Source organism: Olleya namhaensis, assembly GCF_900114005.1.
In the GTDB taxonomy this organism is placed as follows: Bacteria; Bacteroidota; Bacteroidia; order Flavobacteriales; family Flavobacteriaceae; genus Olleya; species Olleya namhaensis.
Window position 1 is genome coordinate 130,696 of sequence record NZ_FORM01000005.1, and the last position, 19,500, is coordinate 150,195.

Genomic DNA, 19,500 nt, shown 5'->3' on the forward strand with positions numbered 1-19,500 from the left:
ACCATTAAATAACAAAAGTTTTGATGCTTCTAGATACTTTTCTAGAGTGTTGAAACTTTTGTTTTTTTATATAATATAATACACATGAATTTTATAGATTTTATTATTGGCGCACTTTTAGTTAATGCCATGCCACATCTTGTTTTTGGACTTACCAAAGCACACTTTCTAGGCTTATTTGGATACAGCCCAAAAGGAAACATTGCGTATGCCATATTGCAGTTAATAGCCTGTTGTTTAATTTTTTATTTTAACTATGGGTTTGATGCATTGCTCAATAATGGTATTTTTATGGGCGGATTAACGGTCCTATGTTTGTATTTTATATTCGGAAAACTATTGGTTGGTTTTTATGGAAAACAAAAACCTGAGTAAACTAATAAAAATTGCAAATACAGTAAAAACCCAAAAATAAAAATGGTTTTAAACTACTGAAAAATCTAAAAAGATAGCGCCTAAAAACAAAAAGTAATAATGCCGTATCCTCTTGTTATCAAACCAAATAACTTTAAGCTGGTAAATCATATTTTAAGACGTTTTTTATAATTTCAGACCAACAGAATACGAAATAAAAATTAATTTTAGTCCTTATATAAATTAGGTAAACTAACTTTAAATTTTACAGCAATTAACCTTACGGTGATCACTACAGCTCCTGCAATAATAAATACAAAGTCTGAAGCTAAAGGTAGTTTTATAATTAAAAAATAAGTGGCTCCTCCTAAAATACAGGCAGTAGCATACACCTCTTTTCTAAATATTACAGGGATTTCATTACACAAAATATCTCTGATAACACCTCCAAAACATGCTGACATTGTTCCTAAAAAGACACAGATAATAGGATGTAAACCTGCAGAAATTCCTTTTTCAACCCCAACAACAGTATATAGTCCAATACCAATGGTATCAAACAATAGTAAAGATTTACGCAAATAATCAATTTTTGATCTAAACGCAACAGCAAAAATAGTAGACAAAATAACAACGTAAATAAACGTCATGTCCTTCATCCAACTTACTGGAGTTTCGCCAATTAAAATATCACGCAAAGTACCACCTCCTACTGCTGTAACAAATGCAATAATTAAAATTCCAAAAGCATCCATACGCTTGTTAAGCGCTACCAATACTCCTGAAATAGCAAATGCTATGGTTCCTAAAATGTCTATTATATAAAACATACTCTTTTAATAAAAAGCAAAATTAGCTTTTTAAAAGACAAAACTAACATAATGTAAACTTTTAATCCTATTTGATATTTGTATACTTCAAATACAAAAAAGCTTGCTATACTTAAACCTCCAAAGCAAACACATTACCCATTTCTTTTTCTAATTATATATTTTTAACCTATATTGGCTATGCTATTAATTAAATATTCTAAAAAAATGAAACGATTAGTTTTACTACTAACTGTCATTACCTTATCGTGCCTATCTCAAACTATACATGCGCAGGATGTACATTCTCCTTGGACCGCTAGTTTAAGTACAAATGCTATTAATAATCCATTCAGAACTTTTCCTGGAGACGAAGGACGATTTAAAACCTGGAACTGGGAAGCTGCCGGCTTTAAAGGTGGAATTTCTAGACATTTGACTGGTAAGTTATCTTTTGAAGGAACCTTAACTTTAACTGGAATTAAACAAAACTTTATTGATGTTAACGAAAAATTTTCATTAATTGCTTTAGACGGATTATTAAAGTACAACCTTAGTAATAGTTTTACGGTAAATCCATATGTTACTTTTGGTGGCGGATTAACTTGGGTAGACACACTTGGTAAATCATTTACCGTTGATGCTGGTGTTGGTCTAAATGTATGGTTAACTTATAATTTCGGTTTAACCGGACAAACAATGTATAAACAGGCTATACAAGAATTTGGTATAAGTTACTACCAGCACTCTGTTGGTATAATTTTTAAATTTGGTGGCTCTGATAATGACAACGATGGTATTGTAAATAAGGAAGATGACTGTCCTAATATCTTTGGATTAGCAGATTTTAATGGTTGTCCAGATACTGATAAAGATGGCATTCCTGATAAAGAAGATAATTGCCCTGATACACCAGGTACACTTAATGGTTGCCCTGATAGTGACAAGGATGGCGTTCCTGATTTATATGATAATTGTCCAAACCTAGTAGGAGAAAAATCTAACAGAGGGTGTCCAATACCAGATACTGACAAGGATGGTATTATTGACACTTTAGATAAATGTCCGCAAATTAAAGGCTCTAAAAACAATAATGGTTGTCCAGAGGAAAAACCTGAGCAAACCAAAGCAGTCATATCTAAAAAACCTGTTTTAATTTATTTTGAATTGAGTAAGGCCGAAATTGATGCTAAAAGTCAAAAAATATTAGACAATGTTGCTAAATTTATAAAGCAATCAGATATTAAGTCCTACGAAATTTCTGGACATACAGATAACACCTCTTCAAAGCAAACTAACTTAAAATTATCTTTGGAACGTGCCAATGCTGTTAGAGCTTATTTAGTTGCAAAAGGTGTTGCTGAAACTAAACTGAAGACCGCTGGTTTTGGTGAAGAATTTCCAATTGATAAAACCAACACAAAAGCTGGAAAGCAAAAAAACAGACGTGTAGAAATTATTCCAATGCTTTAAAATTACAATTGAGCAACTAAAAATAACAATTGGGTTATTTGTTTTTGAATACTAGCTGTATTTATTTCATTTTTGAAGTGTTAACCAATAAAAACATCACATTATGAAGACTTTAACGACATCAAATCCAATTAGCAACAAGTTAGTATCAACTCTTTTTTTATTTGTATTAAGCATCACTTTTGCTTTTGGACAAACAAAAACAGTGGTAACCGAAGGTAAAAATATAACCATAACCGTAAAGAATGTAAAAAACAATACGGGACAAGTTATGGTTGCATTACATACTGCAGACACATGGATGAAAGGACAAGGCCTACAGAATATCAATAGTAAAATTGAAAATAACCAAGTCTCAATTACGTTTAAAAATGTAACTCCTGGTACGTATGCTATTATGGTATTACATGACGAAAATACCAATAACCGTATGGATTTTGACAATGGGATGCCAACAGAAAACTACGGAATGTCAAACAATCCGATGAGTTATGGACCGCCTCAATTTTCAGAATCTAAATTTGAAATAAACACAGAAGACCTAGAGTTTAATATTAGGTTCTAACAGACTAAAAAACTAGAATAGAAAAAGCCACTTTACAGTGGCTTTTTCTATTCTAAACGTTACATTTTAAGTTCTAAATGCTAATTAAAAATTAAGCAGTCCTTTTCTGAGTTGAATTACTAGCACTCAAAATATTTTTAATAATGGTCCGTTTAAAATAATCTAAATCGTATGGCTTAACAATAATATCATTCATACCAGATTCAAAAACAAGCACACGCTCCTCCTCTATCTCAACCGCTGTAAGCGCTATAATTGGAACTGTCTTATTAAAAAGACGTATTTCTCTTGTGGCATCTATTCCGTTTTTTACTGGCATATTAATATCCATTAAAATTAAATCGTAAGTATTCTCCTTTACTTTAGCTATTGCTTCATCTCCGTTTTCGGCAATATCACATTGTACATTACTAATCTTAAGTATTTTTTTAGTGACAATCTGATTAATACGATTGTCTTCCACAATAAGAATTCGTTTGTTATTTAATAGTTTGAGATCAATTATAGGCGCTATCATTTCTTGCTCTTGTGCTACTTCTATTTTAAGAGGCAATGTAAATTTAAAAGTGCAGCCTTTTCCTAAGTCACTTTCTACTACTATTTCACTTCCAGCTTGTTCTAATAATTTTTTAACAATAGGCAATCCCAAACCTGTCCCTTGGTAAGAATTTGGTATGGCATTAACTTGTGAAAATTCATCAAAAATAGAACTCAGTTTAGACGCTTCAATCCCTGGACCTGTATCTTTAATAATAAACTCGACCTCAACAACAGTATCTGTTTTAGCCTTAGCATTAACAATAACGTCAATAACGCCGCGTTCTGTAAATTTACAAGCATTACCTACCAAATTCATTAATACTTGTGACAGTCTTATTAAATTACCTTTTAATAGAGGAGGGACTTCTTCGCTAACCTGAATATTAATCTCGTTATTATGTTGCAAACGGATATATTCAAATGAAGAGACAATGATGCTTATTTGATCTTTTAAATTGAAAGTAGATTCTTCTTTTGTGAAAAATTTATTTTCAATTTTATTAAACTGAAGCAAATCATTAATCAATGCCAATAAGTAATTAGCCGAAAACTTAAGTGTCTTCAAATCTTCTTTATGGCCATTAAGTGCTTTATCTTCTAACAAGATAGAACTTATCCCTACCACACCATACAAAGGTGTTCTTAACTCATGACTAATAGTTGCAAAAAACTTTTCTTTAGATTTAGCTAAGTATTCACTTTCCTCTTTAGCCACAAGATATTGACTATTTTTCAATTTTAAATCTTTTACTAAAACCTGTCTTTTCTCGCTTGATAAATAACTTATTACCAAAATAATAAGCAATAAGAAAATAATTAAAAAGACAATAAAAAGCAATCCATTTTTTTGCTCTGCCTTTTGCTCTAATAATTGCTTTTCTAACTCTTTAGATTTAATTTGTTCTTTATAACGTTCTACATTTAATTCTGCAGTAACCGCTTCAATTATATTATTTTCGACATCTTTTTCTTTCTTATCATCATAAAGACTTAAAAGCTTATCCACTTCATAAATTCCTTTATAATCCTTTTTGACTTCTAAAGCCTTTCTATAACCTTCGTAACCTTCAATCAAGGCGTCAACAAACTCAGTACCTTCACAAATTCTGATGGTCTCTTTAAACTTTAATATGGCTTCATCGGGTTTGTTTAATAATAGTAACATTTGACCCTGATTATGTATATGACTTGATAAATAATGCGGTGGATTACCCAAATCATTTAAATAACGCTCTGTTTCTTTAATGTAAAAACTACTATTAACGGGATCTTCTATTTCATTATAAATTCTAGCGACATTATGATGTATTACAAATAGACGCGTGGTGTCCTTTAAGCGTTTTGCTATTCCAATACTTTCAATATATTTATCAGCAGCTTTTTTTTTGTAATCTGTAAAATAATAAACATTAGCCAAATTATTTATAAATCTTAAAAGCACCGTACTGTCATTAGATACTTTAGCCTCTTCAAAAGATTTTAAAAATAAGACCTTGGCCCGAGCAGTATCCTTTATACGCAACATTGTGTTACCAATAACGGTTCTTAAATCATGAAGATATTTAGTACTATCAGTTTTTTTTGCTAGGTAAAGTGCGGTATCCGAATAAATTAAACTTGGCGCATAACTAGATTTATAATGCTCTTCTGTCATCCATGCAATAGTAGCTTCCACATGCTTAATTATCTCTGCGTTTGTTGAGTCTTTTGATATTTTAGGCAGGGATTCATTAATAGCCGTATAAGACGTTAAATCAGGTCCTATATTAGGTATTTCACTTTGAGAACGTCCGGAAATACTATAGAAAAAAATTAGAAAAAATAGGGTTTTGGTTAAGTTAGTCATAAAAAAGAAATGGATTTAGGGACTTTAATATAATACTTTTAAAATTATTCCTCAAATTATTCGCTCAAAAACACATCGGCAAGTTTCTATATTACAACAAATTACATGGATTTATTTAAGCCAAAAACTAGAAGACAAATAGCACTTTACTTACAAATTAAAGGATGCTTTTTTAAAATAAAAAGTGTCGCAAAAAAGATAAGTTATCAAACACTTTATAGTGGTTTAATGTAATTATAAAAAGATACTTTTAGCACCTCTAAAAAACAAAACCAACTAACCCTCTGCAACATAGATTGTAATTGTACTACTAATTTGTTTGAAATTGTCAATATTTCTATTAACTTAGTGATAGCTATTGCCAAATCAACCCAACCTATGAAATATCGCCGAATTATTTACACCAGTCACGCTACAAAACATTTTAATAAACGTAATTTATTAGACCTATTGCACGACTCCAGAGCTTTTAATGAAATGGATGGTATTAGTGGCGTTTTAATACATAAAGAAGGTTTGTTTTTGCAAGTTATTGAAGGCGAATCTTTATTTCTTGATGATTTATTAGAACGATTAAAAAGAGATCCTAGACACGACGATGTTACAATTATAGATGACCAACCTACGGATACCAAGCTTTTTCCTAAATGGAGCATGGGATGTGCAGATTTTGATGATCCATCATTGAGTTTAATACCAGGAATCCGAACAGACATTAGTAACCCAAAAGTTATAGACGATTTAATTAAACGACTACCCGAAATAGCAACGCTATTAGCAGAAAACATAGAATAATATCCTAAGGCAATTCTAATTAAAACACATTAAAGCGTGTAAATAGAAGTTACAATAACACCTTTACCATCCGTAACTTTTACTGATAGGACTTGCTCTTTAGCTTTTATTTGTAAATTAAACGGAGCAGCTAAAAGATCTACACCACTTTTCTTTTTTAATCTAATACCTTGACCTGAAATAATATCTTTATTAGGCGTAAAATCATCTTCTGGAAGATGTTCTGTTAAAACAACGTATTTAAACCCCTTTAACTTAGGGACAATATTCGATATTTCTGTATTTGACAAATGTTGCAACACCTGTCTTAATATTATACAGTCGGCAGCTGGTAATTGGTCCACTGCAGCATCCAAACACTTAAATTCTAAGTGTGGTGCTTTAAAATTAGTTTTATTAAACGCAATAAGGTCAGACACAATATCTACTGCAACATATTTGCTGGTGTAATTAACCAATGCTTTACCAATATTAAAATCGCCACAACCCATATCACAAACTTCAATTGGCGATTTAAATGATTTTAAAAAATCTATTAAAATAGTAATATATGGTTTTACTAAATCCGGATTATGCGACCCATCTCCCGAGTAGAAATCTGACGTATTACCTCCCCAAAGTTTCATAGCATATACCTGCTCCATAGCAGCCTTAGTTGGCCACGGTGTTTTTATTACTTTAGTTTTATTAGCATTTGTCTTCATTAATTACTTTTTACTTTACACTTTAGATTTAGCAAACCTACAAATTATAAGTAATACTTAAGGTTACATAAAATAAGGCATAAAAAAAGAGCAACCTAAGTTGCTCTTTAAATTTATATAATTTGCGCTAATTATAGGCTTTTTCCTAACCAAGCATTCATCATCCAAATTGTTTTTTCTTGCTCAGAGATAAAATCACTAATCATAGAATTTGTTCCTTCATCATTAGCATCTCCTGCTGCATTTAAAATGCTACGTTCTAATTTTAATAATTCTGTTAAAGACGTTACAATTAATGCTACAGCCTCATCATCTTTAGACACACTATGTCCAACAGGTACTTTTGCAGACTTAATATAATCATCAAATGTATGTAATGGTGTTTCACCTAAAGTTAAAACACGCTCTGCAATTAAATCAACTTTTAAATTTGCATCCGTGTACAATTCTTCAAACTTAACATGTAAATCAAAAAAGTTTTTACCTCTAATATTCCAATGGATACCTCTTAAATTCTGGTAATATATCTGAAAATTAGCCAATAACTGATTTAACTGCCCTGCCAATTCTTTTGTTTTTTCTGTATCTAATCCTAGAGTATTTAATGTCATAATCCTATGTTTTATTTGTTAATCAAATTTACGATTAAATAATGCCTTTTAAATATAAGTTTTATTGATAGATGTTATATTTTTATAGTCTTAAACTATAAGCATGACTATAACACAATTATCATATGTTTTGGCTGTCGCAGAAAACCAAAATTTTACTAAAGCTGCTCAAAAGTGTTTTGTAACACAACCCACTTTAAGCATGCAAATTCAAAAATTAGAAGACCAATTGGATGTTTTAATTTTTGATAGAAGTAAAAAACCTATTGAACTGACTGAAGTTGGTAAAAAGATAGTTACTCAGGCTAGAAATATTGTTAATGAGTCTTATAGAATACAAGATATTGTTGATCAAGAAAAAGGGTTTATTGGAGGTGAATTTAAATTAGGTATCATCCCAACGGTTATGCCAACCTTATTACCTATGTTTTTAAACAACTTTGTTAAAAAATACCCTAAGGTTAAACTGAAAATTGAAGAGTTAACTACAGAAGAAATCATTACACGTATAAACGATGGGCATTTAGATGCGGCTATTGCTGCAACACCTTTAGAAAATGACACGATTAAAGAGCGTGTTTTATATTTTGAACCATTTGTAGCTTACGTCCCGCAGAATCATAGATTACGAGATAAGAAAACGTTAGAAACTTCGGATTTAGAGATTGAAGATATGCTATTGCTAGAAGATGGACATTGTTTTAGAGACGGTGTAATTAACTTATGTAAAGCATTTAAGAGCCATAACGACGATAAGTTTCAATTAGAAAGCGGAAGTATTGAAACCTTAGTCAAACTATCTAACGAAGGCTTAGGGATGACTTTAATGCCATATTTACATACTTTGGATTTAAATGAAAAGGACAAAAAGAATCTACATTATTTCTCAGAACCTTCTCCTGCAAGAGAAGTTAGTTTAATATACCATAAAAGCGAGCTTAAAATGCAAATTATAGAAGCTATGCAAGACGTAATCTCTGGTGTAATTAGAGGTGCTATTGCGTTTCAGAATGTGCAAATTATTAGCCCTATTTCAAAATAAAATCAAGTTATAAAATAAAAAAAAGCGACCTAATGGTCGCTTTTTTTTATGCCTTAAAGTGCAAAATTAACATAAACAGACAAACGTTGTTTGGACTTTACATTATTACCAAATAGTTTTTGACTAACCGGTAACGTATAACTAGCTCCAAAAATAAATTTATCAATAGCTAATTCTGATCCCAAACTAGCATTTAAGATGTTTCCATCGGTATCGCTTAAGGTTTCACCGTATTGTGTAATACTATCATAAACATCTCCTGATAATCCAACAAAAGGCATAATGTTCATTTTTTCTTTAGGTATAGCCGTAAAAAAATTAACTGCATAACTAAACTGATTCCCAAATTGATATTCGTTTTTATTCTCTCCTTTTAAATAATAACTTAGTAAGGTATTGACTCCAAATTTGTCACTCCCGTAGTTATATCCTAAAGAAAACACACCATCTACACTTCCAGTTCCTACCTGAAAACCCGGATTAATATTATCTGCCAAGCGTTGCTCAAATTGTCCAGTTGGCAATTTAATACCTAGTCCAAATTGCAGACTATGACCTGTTGGTTCTTTCGTGTTATTAAAATCAACCACGTCATCAGATTTCTTTTTATAAAAAACATGTTTATACCAACCAATAACGCTAGCATCTCCTAGCCCATTTAAATTTTCAGTAACGCCATTAAAATCTCGTGTTAGATCTTGATATGGTAAACTTCCTGTAACATAAAACGAGTCGTTTATTGGAATCTGAGCCCAAAGTTGATACGTATTAAATGTTTCTTTACTTATTGGCGAATTCTCGAAAATTCCGTTTCTAGATTCAAAATTTTGATAGATATAACGTACACCTACAAAATTAGCATTGCTTAAGGTTCCAAAACCAAAACTACCACTACTTGTGGAGCAACCACACAAGTCGCATAACACCTTAAAGGGTTCATGTCTTGTACATGGGTTTGCATGATTATGAGCTTCCGCTTTAGCGAAACCAACCATTAATACTGCGATAATTATATATTTAATATTCTGCAAAACGTTCATCTTCTAAAAATTGAGTATCGGTTAATGTTTTTAAGAAAGCTATTAAACTTTCCTTTTCGTAATCTGTTAAGGTGATACCGTAACTGCCGTCAGGTCTTAGTAATAATGGATCCACATTACCATTATCTACTGCGTTAGCATCGTAAAAATCTAGCACGACTTCTAAAGTTGAAAACCGCCCATCATGCATATACGGATAGGTAACTTCTATGTTACGTAAACTTGGGACTTTAAACTTGTATAAATCATTAGGGTCTTCTAAAATATTATAACGACCTTTATCGTCCAATTGCGGATTTACAGGTAATCCATTATTTCTAAAAGATTGATCTGTAAAAAGGTCGGATGCATGACATCCTGCGCATTTATTTTGAAAGGTATTTAAACCGTCAAGCTCTATAGTTGTTAAGGTAACATTGTCTTCGTTTCTAACATACTTATCGTATTTAGAATTGGAAGACACCATCATTAACATAAACTGAGACAAGGCTTTTAGCATATTTTCGCTACTAACCTCACCATCATCAAATGCTTTATCAAATTGCTCTTGGTAATAACTTTCTGCTTGTAGTTTAGATATTACATTACTTAAGGTTTCTCCCATTTCTAGTTCGCTAGTCAATGGTATAATAGGTTGTAAATCTAAATGAGACGCTGATCCATCCCACATAAAAGAGGTTTGATACGCTAAGTTTTGAATGGGTTGTGCGTTTCTAAATCCAATACCACCATTAACACCATGGCTTAATGTATGTCCGTGATGTGTAAACGCAAATGCTTGCTCATGACAAAAGGCACAGGCAATAGCACCATTAGAGGATAATTTACCCTCGTAAAACAACTTTTTTCCTAGCTCAAAACCGGCTTCTGTAATTGGATTATTATCCAAATTATAAGCAATGTCTGGAAAATTAGAAGGTAATTCCATTTGTAAAGGTATGGGCACATAATCTTCTTGTTCTGTACTTTTAGAACAAGAAAAAAATGAGACCAAGCCTAAAATTATAAGGCTTAATTTTTTCATAATTATGAGATTTAATACACCATTAAAAACCATTAGATTAATAATGGTGTATTAGTTAAATTAATCGTTGTGTACGTGGTGTACTTCAAACATTGTAGCTATGTTAGTTGCGATTATTGGTGTCTCATTAGCATCTGTATGTACTTGATCATAACCATCTGTAAAATTTACAGAAGTTGCACCATCAAATACTTTTGCTATATCTGCCTTAATATGTACTTCTGGAGCTTTATCCGCTCTTACAAACACCGTATTAGGAAAATCTAATGTTACTTCTTTGTAATTATCTAAAGCTGTACCAACGCTTCCCATATGTATGTTTAACGGTTGGTCCGTCATTGTAGAAGACGAGTATGTCCCATCTAATCGGATAAACTTATATCCAGAAGCCCAACTCCACATCATACCTTCTGCATCTGCTAAATCTAAAAAGTCTCCTTGACCTTCTGCTCCTAAAGCAAATCTGTCTTGATCAATACCAATACCAAAAGTTATCGATACGTAATCTGCTGCATCTACATTATCTAAACTAACATAGATTTCGCCTGCATTGTTACCATCTAATTCGTCGATAATAAATACATTATCTTCTGTTGGATATTCAAAAACAGTCCCGTTTGTGTCTGTAAATCTTACATTACTAATAATGTACTTCAAATTTTCTAGTGTAAAAGATTCTGAACCAGACTTGCTGTATGATGTCCCAAAGATAAAATCTTGATCACCTACACCGTTATCATATTTTAAAGTTAATGTACCTGATTGTCCTGTTAAATCGTCTTCTTGAATGCCGTCATCGTCTGAGGAACATGCTGTAATTACTGCGCACGCCAATAGTGCAAATGTATATTTGAATAATTTCATTTGTATAATTTTTAATTTTAAGTCGTAAGTTATTAAGCCTATTATGGCTTAAGCCGAAAATAAAAATTATGCAATGGGAGGTTTAAAATGAAAATACTCAAAGTCAAAAGAATAACTTTGATTGTAAACTATAGGGATTTCTTTTTTTAATTGAAACAAGGCATCATTTACTATAGTATATTGATAATTACTATAGAATACCGGAAAAAATGACTCTGCTAAACTACTTATTGCTGTATTATTAGAATCATCAGTAGTCGGGACCTGTAGTTGTTTTGCCAAGTGACATTTACCATTACAAGCCAATTGTGGCTTTTCCTTATTAACACAATAGGTATTAATGATATAATCTATATTTAACTGAAAATAGGCCACATAACCAACGTAATACATAGGTCGTATAGCAAAAGATAAAAACAATACTATTGTAAACAGCTTTTTCAGAAAAAAATATTTTTTTGCAAATTTATATTAATTAGATGAAAACGGCTCTAAAAACTTGCGTAAACACATAAAAAAAGCGACTAAAAAGTCGCTCTTCAATTATTTTATTAAGGGTTTAAATATATTAAACACTGATCTAGTTTAGGGTTTTGTCTTACTAAAGACTCGATATAAAGCTTAAGCTCCTCTACCTCATATGGTAGTAATCGTTCTATAGCTTTTTGCACTTCTTTGCAAAATAAAGTTGTGTCAAAACTAACTTTTTGTAGTACAGTTTTAGTGTACTCAAACATTGCTCTTGCCATAATTAATTTTTAATTTAGTTAAATTTAAAGTAGTGTTGTAGTATAGGCTAAAGCGTTTATAAGTTTCGATTAAAGGTAGCAAAAAATGTTGTTCAAAACCGTAACCATCTAAACTTTAACAGTTAAAATAAAGTTAAAACGTTCTAACTAGAAGCGATTATCGCCATCCAACAAATCACCTAAACCACCTAAGATACTGCCTTCGCCTTTACTTTTACCACCTCTTGGTACGCTTTGTAAAACACGCCCTGCTAATCTACTAAATGGCAAAGATTGTATGTAAACAACACCTGGACCTTCTAGTTTGGCAAAAAACAAACCTTCGCCACCAAAGACCGTATTTTTAATACCGCCAACAAACTCGATGTCATAATTTATATCCTGTGTAAACCCAACAATACAGCCTGTATCAACTCTAAGTGTTTCGCCACGCTGCAGTACTTTTTTAGCCAAAGTACCACCTGCATGTACAAACGTTAAACCATCACCTTCTAGTTTTTGCATGATAAAGCCTTCACCTCCAAATAATCCTCTCCCTAGTTTTTTACTAAATTCAATCCCTACACTTACGCCTTTAGCTGCGCATAAAAACGCATCTTTTTGACAGATAAATTTTCCTTTATATTCTAATAAATCTATGGCTACAATTTTTCCTGGATACGGAGAAGCAAAACTAACTTTACGTTTACCGGTAAGGGTGTTATAAAAAGCGGTCATAAATAAACTTTCTCCAGTTAACAAGCGTTTACCTGCACCAAAGACTTTTCCTAAAAAACCAGTATCGTTTTGAGAACCATCACCAAAGATTGTTTCCATTTTAATGCCTTCGTCCATCATCATAAAACTTCCGGCTTCAGCAATAACACCTTCATCTGGATCTAACTCAATTTCTACATATTGCATTTCTTCACCAAAAATTTCATAATCGATGTCGTGTGCATTTAAATTGTTTCCTGATAGTTGCTCTTTTTGATACATATTATTAAGGGTTTAATTTCTTATATGTTGCGTATTTATAAAATTTGTTACAAATTAAACTAGCTTTTTACTTTTACTGACCACTCAAAATTAAAAGTAGAAACCACTACTCCATCTTCATTAGTACCAACAGACTGCATCCAAAGTGTTTGACCTTTACCTGTTTTTATAGCTTCGGCTAAAGCCTCATCAACTTTTTTACCATCATTACAAACAAATGTAATTCTACCCGTCGCCTTTTTTGTAAACGTAGCATTGTTTGTAGTGACTAGCATAGATATTTTTTTACCAGAGTCTTTAATTTTCATAATCATCATGGCACCTGTAGAGAACTCTGCAGCCATACCCTGAACTGCCCAAAACATAGATTTAAAAGGATTTTGGTTAATCCATCTGTGTTTTACAGTCGTTATACATTGTTCTTCATTTAACACTTTTGTACGCACGCCACAGAAGTAAGCAGATGGTAACTTAAGCATTGTAAAAGTATTGAGTTTACTAGGTGATATCTTCATTTATAAATCTATTTTCAGCTAAATTATCGAAAATAATCGAGAATCCACTATGTTAAAATTATGTTAATATTTAGTACTTTGTATTGCATAATACCTTTCTAAAGATATATATTTGCATAAGAAACTATTATATACTTTTAAATTATGGTTACCAATCATCAAAAAAACTTAGCAACAATTATTCATTTATCGACGTTTTCTAGATTTATATTTCCATTTGGAAACATTATCGCTCCAATAGTTTTATGGGTTGTTAATAAGGATAAATCTGACTTTATTGATACACATGGTAAACAAGCTATTAATTTTCAATTTAGCATATTACTGTACGCACTACTAATTGGTATTGTCTGCGTTCCTTTTTTTGCTTTTAGTGTCTTTAGTCATTTAGATATATTGGATTTTAATGCTTTTGATAGTATTAATATCAATATTACTGAGCCTTCACCCTTATTTTACATTGGAGGTAGTTTAGGAGCATTGGCGGTTATAGGATTTATAATAGAATTGATTCTAATAGTAAAAGCAAGTTTAAAAGCTAAAGACGGAGAGGATTATCACTATCCATTTACGATAGAATTTATAAAATAACGAGTATCATCAATCAATCAAATCATCAAAAAACGAACAGTTAATTATGAAATCACTTACAGAATTATGACACACACATCACAAACCAAATTATCAACAATTACTGATGTCTGTGATGCAAATTGCATAAGACTTGTAAAAAACATTAGAAAAGACTTATGAAAATAGAAAACACAAAAGCACAAATGCGTAAAGGTGTTCTGGAATACTGCATCTTATCTGTCTTAAAAGATCAAGACGCCTATGTTGCAGAAATATTAGGGACACTAAAAGATGCTAAGTTACTAGTAGTAGAAGGTACCATATATCCTTTATTAACACGACTTAAAAACGCAGGATTACTCAACTACCGTTGGGAAGAATCTACATCGGGACCACCACGTAAATATTACGGTTTAACAGAAACAGGCCACCTATTTTTAAAGGAATTAACCACGACCTGGAACGAATTACAAAATGCAGTAAATATAGTAACATCAATTAAATCAACTAACAATGAATAAAACAGTCAACATAAATTTAGCAGGTATATTTTTTCATATAGATGAGGATGCATACTTAAAATTACAACGCTATCTTGAGGCTATAAAACGTTCATTTACTGACTCTCAAGGTCGTTCTGAAATTATAGCAGATATAGAAATTAGAATTGCCGAATTGTTTTCTGAACGCATGAGAACAGACCGTCAAGTTATTAGTAACAAAGAGGTTGATGATGTTATTACTATCATGGGACAACCGGAAGACTATCTTGTAGATGATGCCATTTTTGAAGACGAACCAACTCAAAAAAGCTATACAAGCTCTAGCTCAAAATCTAAAAATAATGGGTCTAAAAAACTATTTAGAGATACTGAAAACAGTTATGTTGGTGGTGTGTGTTCTGGATTAGCACACTATTTTAATATTGAAGTTGTTTGGGTTAGATTAATTTGGGTACTACTTATTTTTGGAGCTGGTACAGGTATTTTCTTATATATCATATTATGGATTTTTATTCCAGAAGCAACTTCTACTGCGGATAAGTTAACCATGACAGGAGAAGATGTCACCATTACAAACATCGAAAAAAAAATTAGAGACGGGTTTGATAGTGTTTCGGAAAATGTAAAAAATATAGATTTTCAAAAACATGCAGACAAATTTAAAGAAGGGTTTGACCAAGCTTCAGATAATATATCAGAGACCGTAAAAAAAATAGATACTAACAAGATTAAATCTAATAGTAAATCGTTTTTTGGAAGTTTAGGAGGCGTAGTTTCATCTTTATTTAAAGTGTTTTCTAAGTTTATAGGTATTGTACTAGTTATATCTTGTGTTGCAGGTATTATAGCTTTAACTGTAGGATTAATTATAGGCACCTTTTTTGATACTGATCTTAGCTTTTTTACCTCAGAATTTGTTAGAACCTATGACAGAACGGATGGTTTATTTTGGTTGTTACCTGTCTTAATTTTTATTGTTAGTGTTATTCCTATTATTTTATTTATCTATTTAGGATTAAAAATATTAGTAAAAAACTTAAAGCCAATGGGTAGCGCTGCTAAATACAGCTTAATTGGATTATGGGTATTAGCAGTAATAGGTATTGCAATTGTAGGTACAAAGCAAGGCTTAAGCTATAAGGAGCAAGCGTCAGATATTAAAACACAGCAGTTAACTAACATTAAAACTAATGACACGCTTGTGGTAAGCATGGATTATAATGACACGTTTGCAGAACGTTTTATTAGAGATTATGGTTTACAGCATACCAACGACGACAATGGTAATGACGTTGTGTTTTCTCAAGGGATTAGGTTAATTGTTAAATCTACAAAGGATAGTGTTGCTAAACTTAGAGTAGAAAAATCTGCCAGAGGTAGCAATATCAACAAAGCAAAAAACAGAGCTAAAAACATAAGTTATAATTACACTTTAGTGGACAACAACTTAATTTTAGACAATTACTTTACGGTTACTAATAACGAAATATCAAGAGATCAAGAAGTTGAGCTAACTTTATACTTGCCAGAAGGAACTGTTTTATATGCAGAAGAAAGCACATATAACTATCACCGAAACAATAGACATTATTACAATGATATTTTAGACAACGGAATGGAAGAGCATTTTTTATTAGTAAAACGTGCTAAATTAGAATGTTTGGACTGCGACACTGAAGAAACGGATGAAACCGAAATAAACAGTAATAATCAGTCAAACACTAACAACCAAAACCAATCTACACTAGTCGTTAATAATGATGGTATTGTTGCTAAAACCGAAAATTTAGATATAATAGTTAATGATGAAGGCGCAAAAGCAAGTACTAAAAACATTAAAGTAACTATTAATGAAGAAGATGGAATAAATATTACAAACCATAAAAACAATAAATAATATTACAAATTAGTCAATCAATAATCAATCAAAAAAACAAACCGTTATGATCACCTTAATCGAGTATCTAGTAACAACAATCGTTTCTATTTTTATTTAAAAAAGAAACAAAAATCAATCAAAAAAAACCAGCCATTTCAAGCTTTCAAAAAAGTTTGGGATGGTTTTTGCTTATATTTGCATGTAACAAAACATAATAGATAATGACTAAACAAATACTTCTTATATTTTTAATTTTCTCTACGACTTTTGCTGTTGCTCAAAAAAAGCAAAAAGTAAAAGGTAGTCGTGTATTAACGACAGAAACCACCAGTATTAATGATTTTGAACGCTTGGTTTTAAGCGAAAAATTTGAGGTTAGACTAGTCAAAGGAGATTCTGCAAGAATAGATATATTAACGGATGACAACCTACACGAACATATAAAAGTTATCTCTCAAGAAAATACGCTAAGCCTTAAAACAACAGGTAGACTTCAAGAAAAAAAATTAGAAATTATTATTTACTATAACGATGCTTTAAATACAATCGAGCTTAAAGAAGATGCAGAACTTAGCTCTACAAGTAGTTTAAAATTTGATGATCTAACACTAACAACATCGGATAATGCTAAAGCATATTTAACCATTGAAAGTGATTTATTTAAATTAATAAACAACGATAAAGCTAAAGCTGAACTTAATATTACAGCAAAAGCTGCAACATTAGAGCTAAATGGTAACAGTAAAGTTGAAGCGTTAATTAATGCTCCAAAAATAATAGTAGATATGCTAGAAAGTGCTGATGCAAAAATTGAAGGAGAAACTAGTAACTTAATATTGAATGCTGATAACTCTTCAGATTTTCACGGAGAAAAATTAACCTCTAAAACAGGAAAAATAACTACAGAAAACAGAGCACAAGCTAGTATTCAAACAACGGAAGCGCTTAACATTGATGCTTCTGGATCTTCAATTATCGAAATTTATGGTAGTCCAACCATAACAATTGATAATTTTGATGACAACGCGATATTGAAAAAGAAATACTAAGTTTAAATATTAAAACATAAAAAAAACCGAAGCATTTGCTTCGGTTTTTTTTATGCTATATATTATTTTTCTAATTGTAATTAGAAGTACTTACTTCAAAAGTAGAATCTTTAGCAGCTAAATAACGTTCTGCATCTAATGCAGCCATACATCCTGTACCAGCAGCAGTAATTGCTTGTCTGTATACGTGATCTGCAGCATCTCCACTTACAAAAACACCAGCGATGTTAGTTTTAGAAGTTCCTGGTTTTGCATTTATAATGTAACCCGTTTCGTCTAAATCTAAGAAGCCTTTAAAAATATCTGTATTTGGTTTATGTCCAATAGCAACAAAAAATCCAGTTGCAGGTATTAAATGTGACGCTTTAGTTTGGTTGTTAAGTACCTTAACACCTGTAACTACTTGTCCATCTCCAATAACCTCTTCTGTTTCCGTATTGAATAAAATCTCAATGTTTTCTGTGTTTTTAACACGTTCAGACATAATTTTAGAAGCTCTAAACTCATCACGTCTTACTAACATTGTAACCTTAGTACATAATTTAGATAAGTAATGTGCTTCTTCACAAGCACTATCTCCTGCTCCAACAATAACAACTTCTTGCTTTCTGTAGAAAAAACCATCACAAACCGCACAAGCAGAAACTCCACCTCCTAGTTTTAAGTATTTTTGCTCAGACTCTAAACCTAAATATTTAGCACTTGCTCCAGTAGATATAATTATTGTATCACAATGGATTTCCTTTTCTCCATTAACCCATACTTTATGTACGTCGCCTGAAAAATCAACTTTAGTAATCCAACCGTTTCTAACATCTGTTTCAAAACGCTCAGCTTGCTTTTGTAACTCCATCATCATAGCTGGACCTGTAATACCATCAGGATATCCAGGAAAATTTTCAACTTCATTTGTCGTTGTTAACTGTCCACCTGGTTGTGTTCCTTGGTATAAAACCGGTTTCATATTAGCTCTAGCTGCATAAATTGCGGCAGTATAACCTGCGGGACCAGAACCTATTATTAAGCATTTTACTTTTTCTATTGTCTCTGACATATTAATTTCATTTTATCTACTACAAAAGTAGAATTTTTATAAGGAAACTTACAACAGTCTTATTAAAAGTTATTATTTAATGATAACCTTTGACTATTGCCTTCCAAAGTACTTGTAGTAATAAGGGTTTGAAGATTATTCTCTAACTTTTTTGTAAACTAAAGTTATAAATAATCCAATAAAAATGAAGAAAAATAGCTTTGCTAAGAAAGCTAAATTACCAACTATATCTCCAAATCCTAAGACTGCAGATATAAACGATAATATAATAAGTGTAATTATCCAGCGTAACATTGTAGTGGGTATAATTTTGTATGATAATAAACGGTATGCTACTTAATTAGTTTTTTAACTAACATAAGCATACCATATTTTGAAAATAACTTTATCCCAGACTGCAACCAGTTTGCTGGTTGTATGGATTCCTTAAAATCGCCTTTCACGGATTTTAATTCTTCTAAAGCAATTTGTCGTTCTAAATTAAGACGCTTCAGACTAAGTTCAATATCTTCTTCTGTTTTGTAATTATTCAT

The 19,500-nt window shown here is 31.5% G+C and carries 23 protein-coding genes; 10 read left to right on the plus strand and 13 right to left on the minus strand.

The window, feature by feature from the left end; all coding sequences use genetic code 11:
- Positions 1-84: 84 nt before the first annotated feature.
- A complete protein-coding gene (locus tag BMZ09_RS09225) occupies positions 85-375 on the plus strand; it encodes a hypothetical protein (RefSeq protein WP_090839770.1) in 291 nt (96 codons plus the stop codon).
- A 206-nt stretch (positions 376-581) separates the two neighbouring features.
- On the opposite strand, the gene BMZ09_RS09230 is transcribed toward BMZ09_RS09225, so the two are convergent.
- Positions 582-1,184 (minus strand): trimeric intracellular cation channel family protein, encoded by a 603-nt coding sequence (locus tag BMZ09_RS09230; RefSeq protein ID WP_090839772.1) that lies wholly within the window; start codon positions 1,182-1,184, stop codon positions 582-584.
- Between the two features lie 207 nt (positions 1,185-1,391).
- Between BMZ09_RS09230 and BMZ09_RS09235 the strand changes: the two genes are divergently transcribed.
- On the plus strand, positions 1,392-2,636 hold the full coding sequence (locus BMZ09_RS09235; protein WP_177183525.1) for an OmpA family protein: 1,245 nt from the start codon (positions 1,392-1,394) through the stop codon (positions 2,634-2,636).
- A gap of 103 nt (positions 2,637-2,739) precedes the next feature.
- A complete protein-coding gene (locus tag BMZ09_RS09240; RefSeq protein ID WP_090839776.1) occupies positions 2,740-3,201 on the plus strand; it encodes a DUF2141 domain-containing protein in 462 nt (153 codons plus the stop codon).
- Positions 3,202-3,292: 91 nt separating this feature from the next.
- Here BMZ09_RS09240 and BMZ09_RS09245 read toward each other — a convergent pair whose 3' ends face one another.
- Complete coding sequence (locus tag BMZ09_RS09245; protein ID WP_090839778.1) at positions 3,293-5,587, minus strand: response regulator; 2,295 nt, start codon at positions 5,585-5,587, stop codon at positions 3,293-3,295.
- 378 nt (positions 5,588-5,965) lie between these two features.
- Between BMZ09_RS09245 and BMZ09_RS09250 the strand changes: the two genes are divergently transcribed.
- Positions 5,966-6,382, plus strand: coding sequence for a BLUF domain-containing protein (locus BMZ09_RS09250; protein WP_143067801.1), 417 nt, complete (start codon positions 5,966-5,968; stop codon positions 6,380-6,382).
- Positions 6,383-6,411: 29 nt separating this feature from the next.
- On the opposite strand, the gene BMZ09_RS09255 is transcribed toward BMZ09_RS09250, so the two are convergent.
- On the minus strand, positions 6,412-7,086 hold the full coding sequence (locus BMZ09_RS09255; protein WP_090839782.1) for a class I SAM-dependent methyltransferase: 675 nt from the start codon (positions 7,084-7,086) through the stop codon (positions 6,412-6,414).
- Positions 7,087-7,217: 131 nt separating this feature from the next.
- Entirely contained in the window at positions 7,218-7,697 is a 480-nt protein-coding gene (locus BMZ09_RS09260) for a Dps family protein (protein ID WP_090839784.1), read from the minus strand.
- A gap of 103 nt (positions 7,698-7,800) precedes the next feature.
- On the opposite strand from BMZ09_RS09260, the gene BMZ09_RS09265 reads away from it, so the two are divergent.
- On the plus strand, positions 7,801-8,739 hold the full coding sequence (locus tag BMZ09_RS09265) for a hydrogen peroxide-inducible genes activator (protein ID WP_090839786.1): 939 nt from the start codon (positions 7,801-7,803) through the stop codon (positions 8,737-8,739).
- Positions 8,740-8,792: 53 nt separating this feature from the next.
- On the opposite strand, the gene BMZ09_RS09270 is transcribed toward BMZ09_RS09265, so the two are convergent.
- From BMZ09_RS09270 to BMZ09_RS09300, 7 genes are all read right to left on the minus strand, one after another.
- Positions 8,793-9,779: a transporter family protein gene (locus BMZ09_RS09270; protein WP_090839788.1), complete on the minus strand. Its 987-nt coding sequence runs from the start codon at positions 9,777-9,779 to the stop codon at positions 8,793-8,795.
- On the minus strand, positions 9,757-10,803 hold the full coding sequence (locus BMZ09_RS09275) for a cytochrome-c peroxidase (protein WP_090839790.1): 1,047 nt from the start codon (positions 10,801-10,803) through the stop codon (positions 9,757-9,759). The genes BMZ09_RS09270 and BMZ09_RS09275 overlap by 23 nt, the downstream gene beginning before the upstream one ends.
- A gap of 60 nt (positions 10,804-10,863) precedes the next feature.
- Complete coding sequence (locus BMZ09_RS09280; protein ID WP_090839793.1) at positions 10,864-11,667, minus strand: MbnP family protein; 804 nt, start codon at positions 11,665-11,667, stop codon at positions 10,864-10,866.
- 66 nt (positions 11,668-11,733) lie between these two features.
- Positions 11,734-12,060, minus strand: a complete 327-nt coding sequence (locus BMZ09_RS09285; protein ID WP_090839795.1) for a hypothetical protein — start codon at positions 12,058-12,060, stop codon at positions 11,734-11,736.
- A 158-nt stretch (positions 12,061-12,218) separates the two neighbouring features.
- Positions 12,219-12,416 (minus strand): hypothetical protein, encoded by a 198-nt coding sequence (locus BMZ09_RS09290; RefSeq protein WP_090839797.1) that lies wholly within the window; start codon positions 12,414-12,416, stop codon positions 12,219-12,221.
- A 147-nt stretch (positions 12,417-12,563) separates the two neighbouring features.
- The gene (locus BMZ09_RS09295) at positions 12,564-13,394 is read right to left on the minus strand and encodes a TIGR00266 family protein (RefSeq protein WP_090839799.1); all 831 of its coding nucleotides are present in this window, start codon (positions 13,392-13,394) and stop codon (positions 12,564-12,566) included.
- A gap of 59 nt (positions 13,395-13,453) precedes the next feature.
- Entirely contained in the window at positions 13,454-13,909 is a 456-nt protein-coding gene (locus tag BMZ09_RS09300; protein ID WP_090839801.1) for a DUF4442 domain-containing protein, read from the minus strand.
- Between the two features lie 144 nt (positions 13,910-14,053).
- Between BMZ09_RS09300 and BMZ09_RS09305 the strand changes: the two genes are divergently transcribed.
- From BMZ09_RS09305 to BMZ09_RS09320, 4 genes are all read left to right on the plus strand, one after another.
- Entirely contained in the window at positions 14,054-14,500 is a 447-nt protein-coding gene (locus BMZ09_RS09305; protein ID WP_090839803.1) for a DUF4870 domain-containing protein, read from the plus strand.
- Between the two features lie 158 nt (positions 14,501-14,658).
- On the plus strand, positions 14,659-15,003 hold the full coding sequence (locus BMZ09_RS09310; RefSeq protein WP_090839805.1) for a PadR family transcriptional regulator: 345 nt from the start codon (positions 14,659-14,661) through the stop codon (positions 15,001-15,003).
- Positions 14,996-16,882, plus strand: coding sequence for a PspC domain-containing protein (locus BMZ09_RS09315; RefSeq protein WP_090839807.1), 1,887 nt, complete (start codon positions 14,996-14,998; stop codon positions 16,880-16,882). The genes BMZ09_RS09310 and BMZ09_RS09315 overlap by 8 nt, the downstream gene beginning before the upstream one ends.
- Positions 16,883-17,085: 203 nt before the next feature.
- On the plus strand, positions 17,086-17,913 hold the full coding sequence (locus BMZ09_RS09320) for a GIN domain-containing protein (protein ID WP_090839809.1): 828 nt from the start codon (positions 17,086-17,088) through the stop codon (positions 17,911-17,913).
- Positions 17,914-17,983: 70 nt separating this feature from the next.
- Here BMZ09_RS09320 and trxB read toward each other — a convergent pair whose 3' ends face one another.
- The gene (gene trxB / locus BMZ09_RS09325; RefSeq protein WP_090839811.1) at positions 17,984-18,967 is read right to left on the minus strand and encodes a thioredoxin-disulfide reductase; all 984 of its coding nucleotides are present in this window, start codon (positions 18,965-18,967) and stop codon (positions 17,984-17,986) included.
- Between the two features lie 184 nt (positions 18,968-19,151).
- On the opposite strand from trxB, the gene BMZ09_RS16345 reads away from it, so the two are divergent.
- A complete protein-coding gene (locus BMZ09_RS16345) occupies positions 19,152-19,307 on the plus strand; it encodes a hypothetical protein (protein WP_232782602.1) in 156 nt (51 codons plus the stop codon).
- Here the strand turns inward: BMZ09_RS16345 and BMZ09_RS09335 are convergent.
- Positions 19,300-19,500 carry a hypothetical protein gene (locus BMZ09_RS09335; protein ID WP_090839816.1) on the minus strand — a complete coding sequence of 67 codons (201 nt, stop codon included), beginning with the start codon at positions 19,498-19,500 and terminating at the stop codon, positions 19,300-19,302. The two genes, BMZ09_RS16345 and BMZ09_RS09335, sit on opposite strands and share 8 nt — an antisense overlap.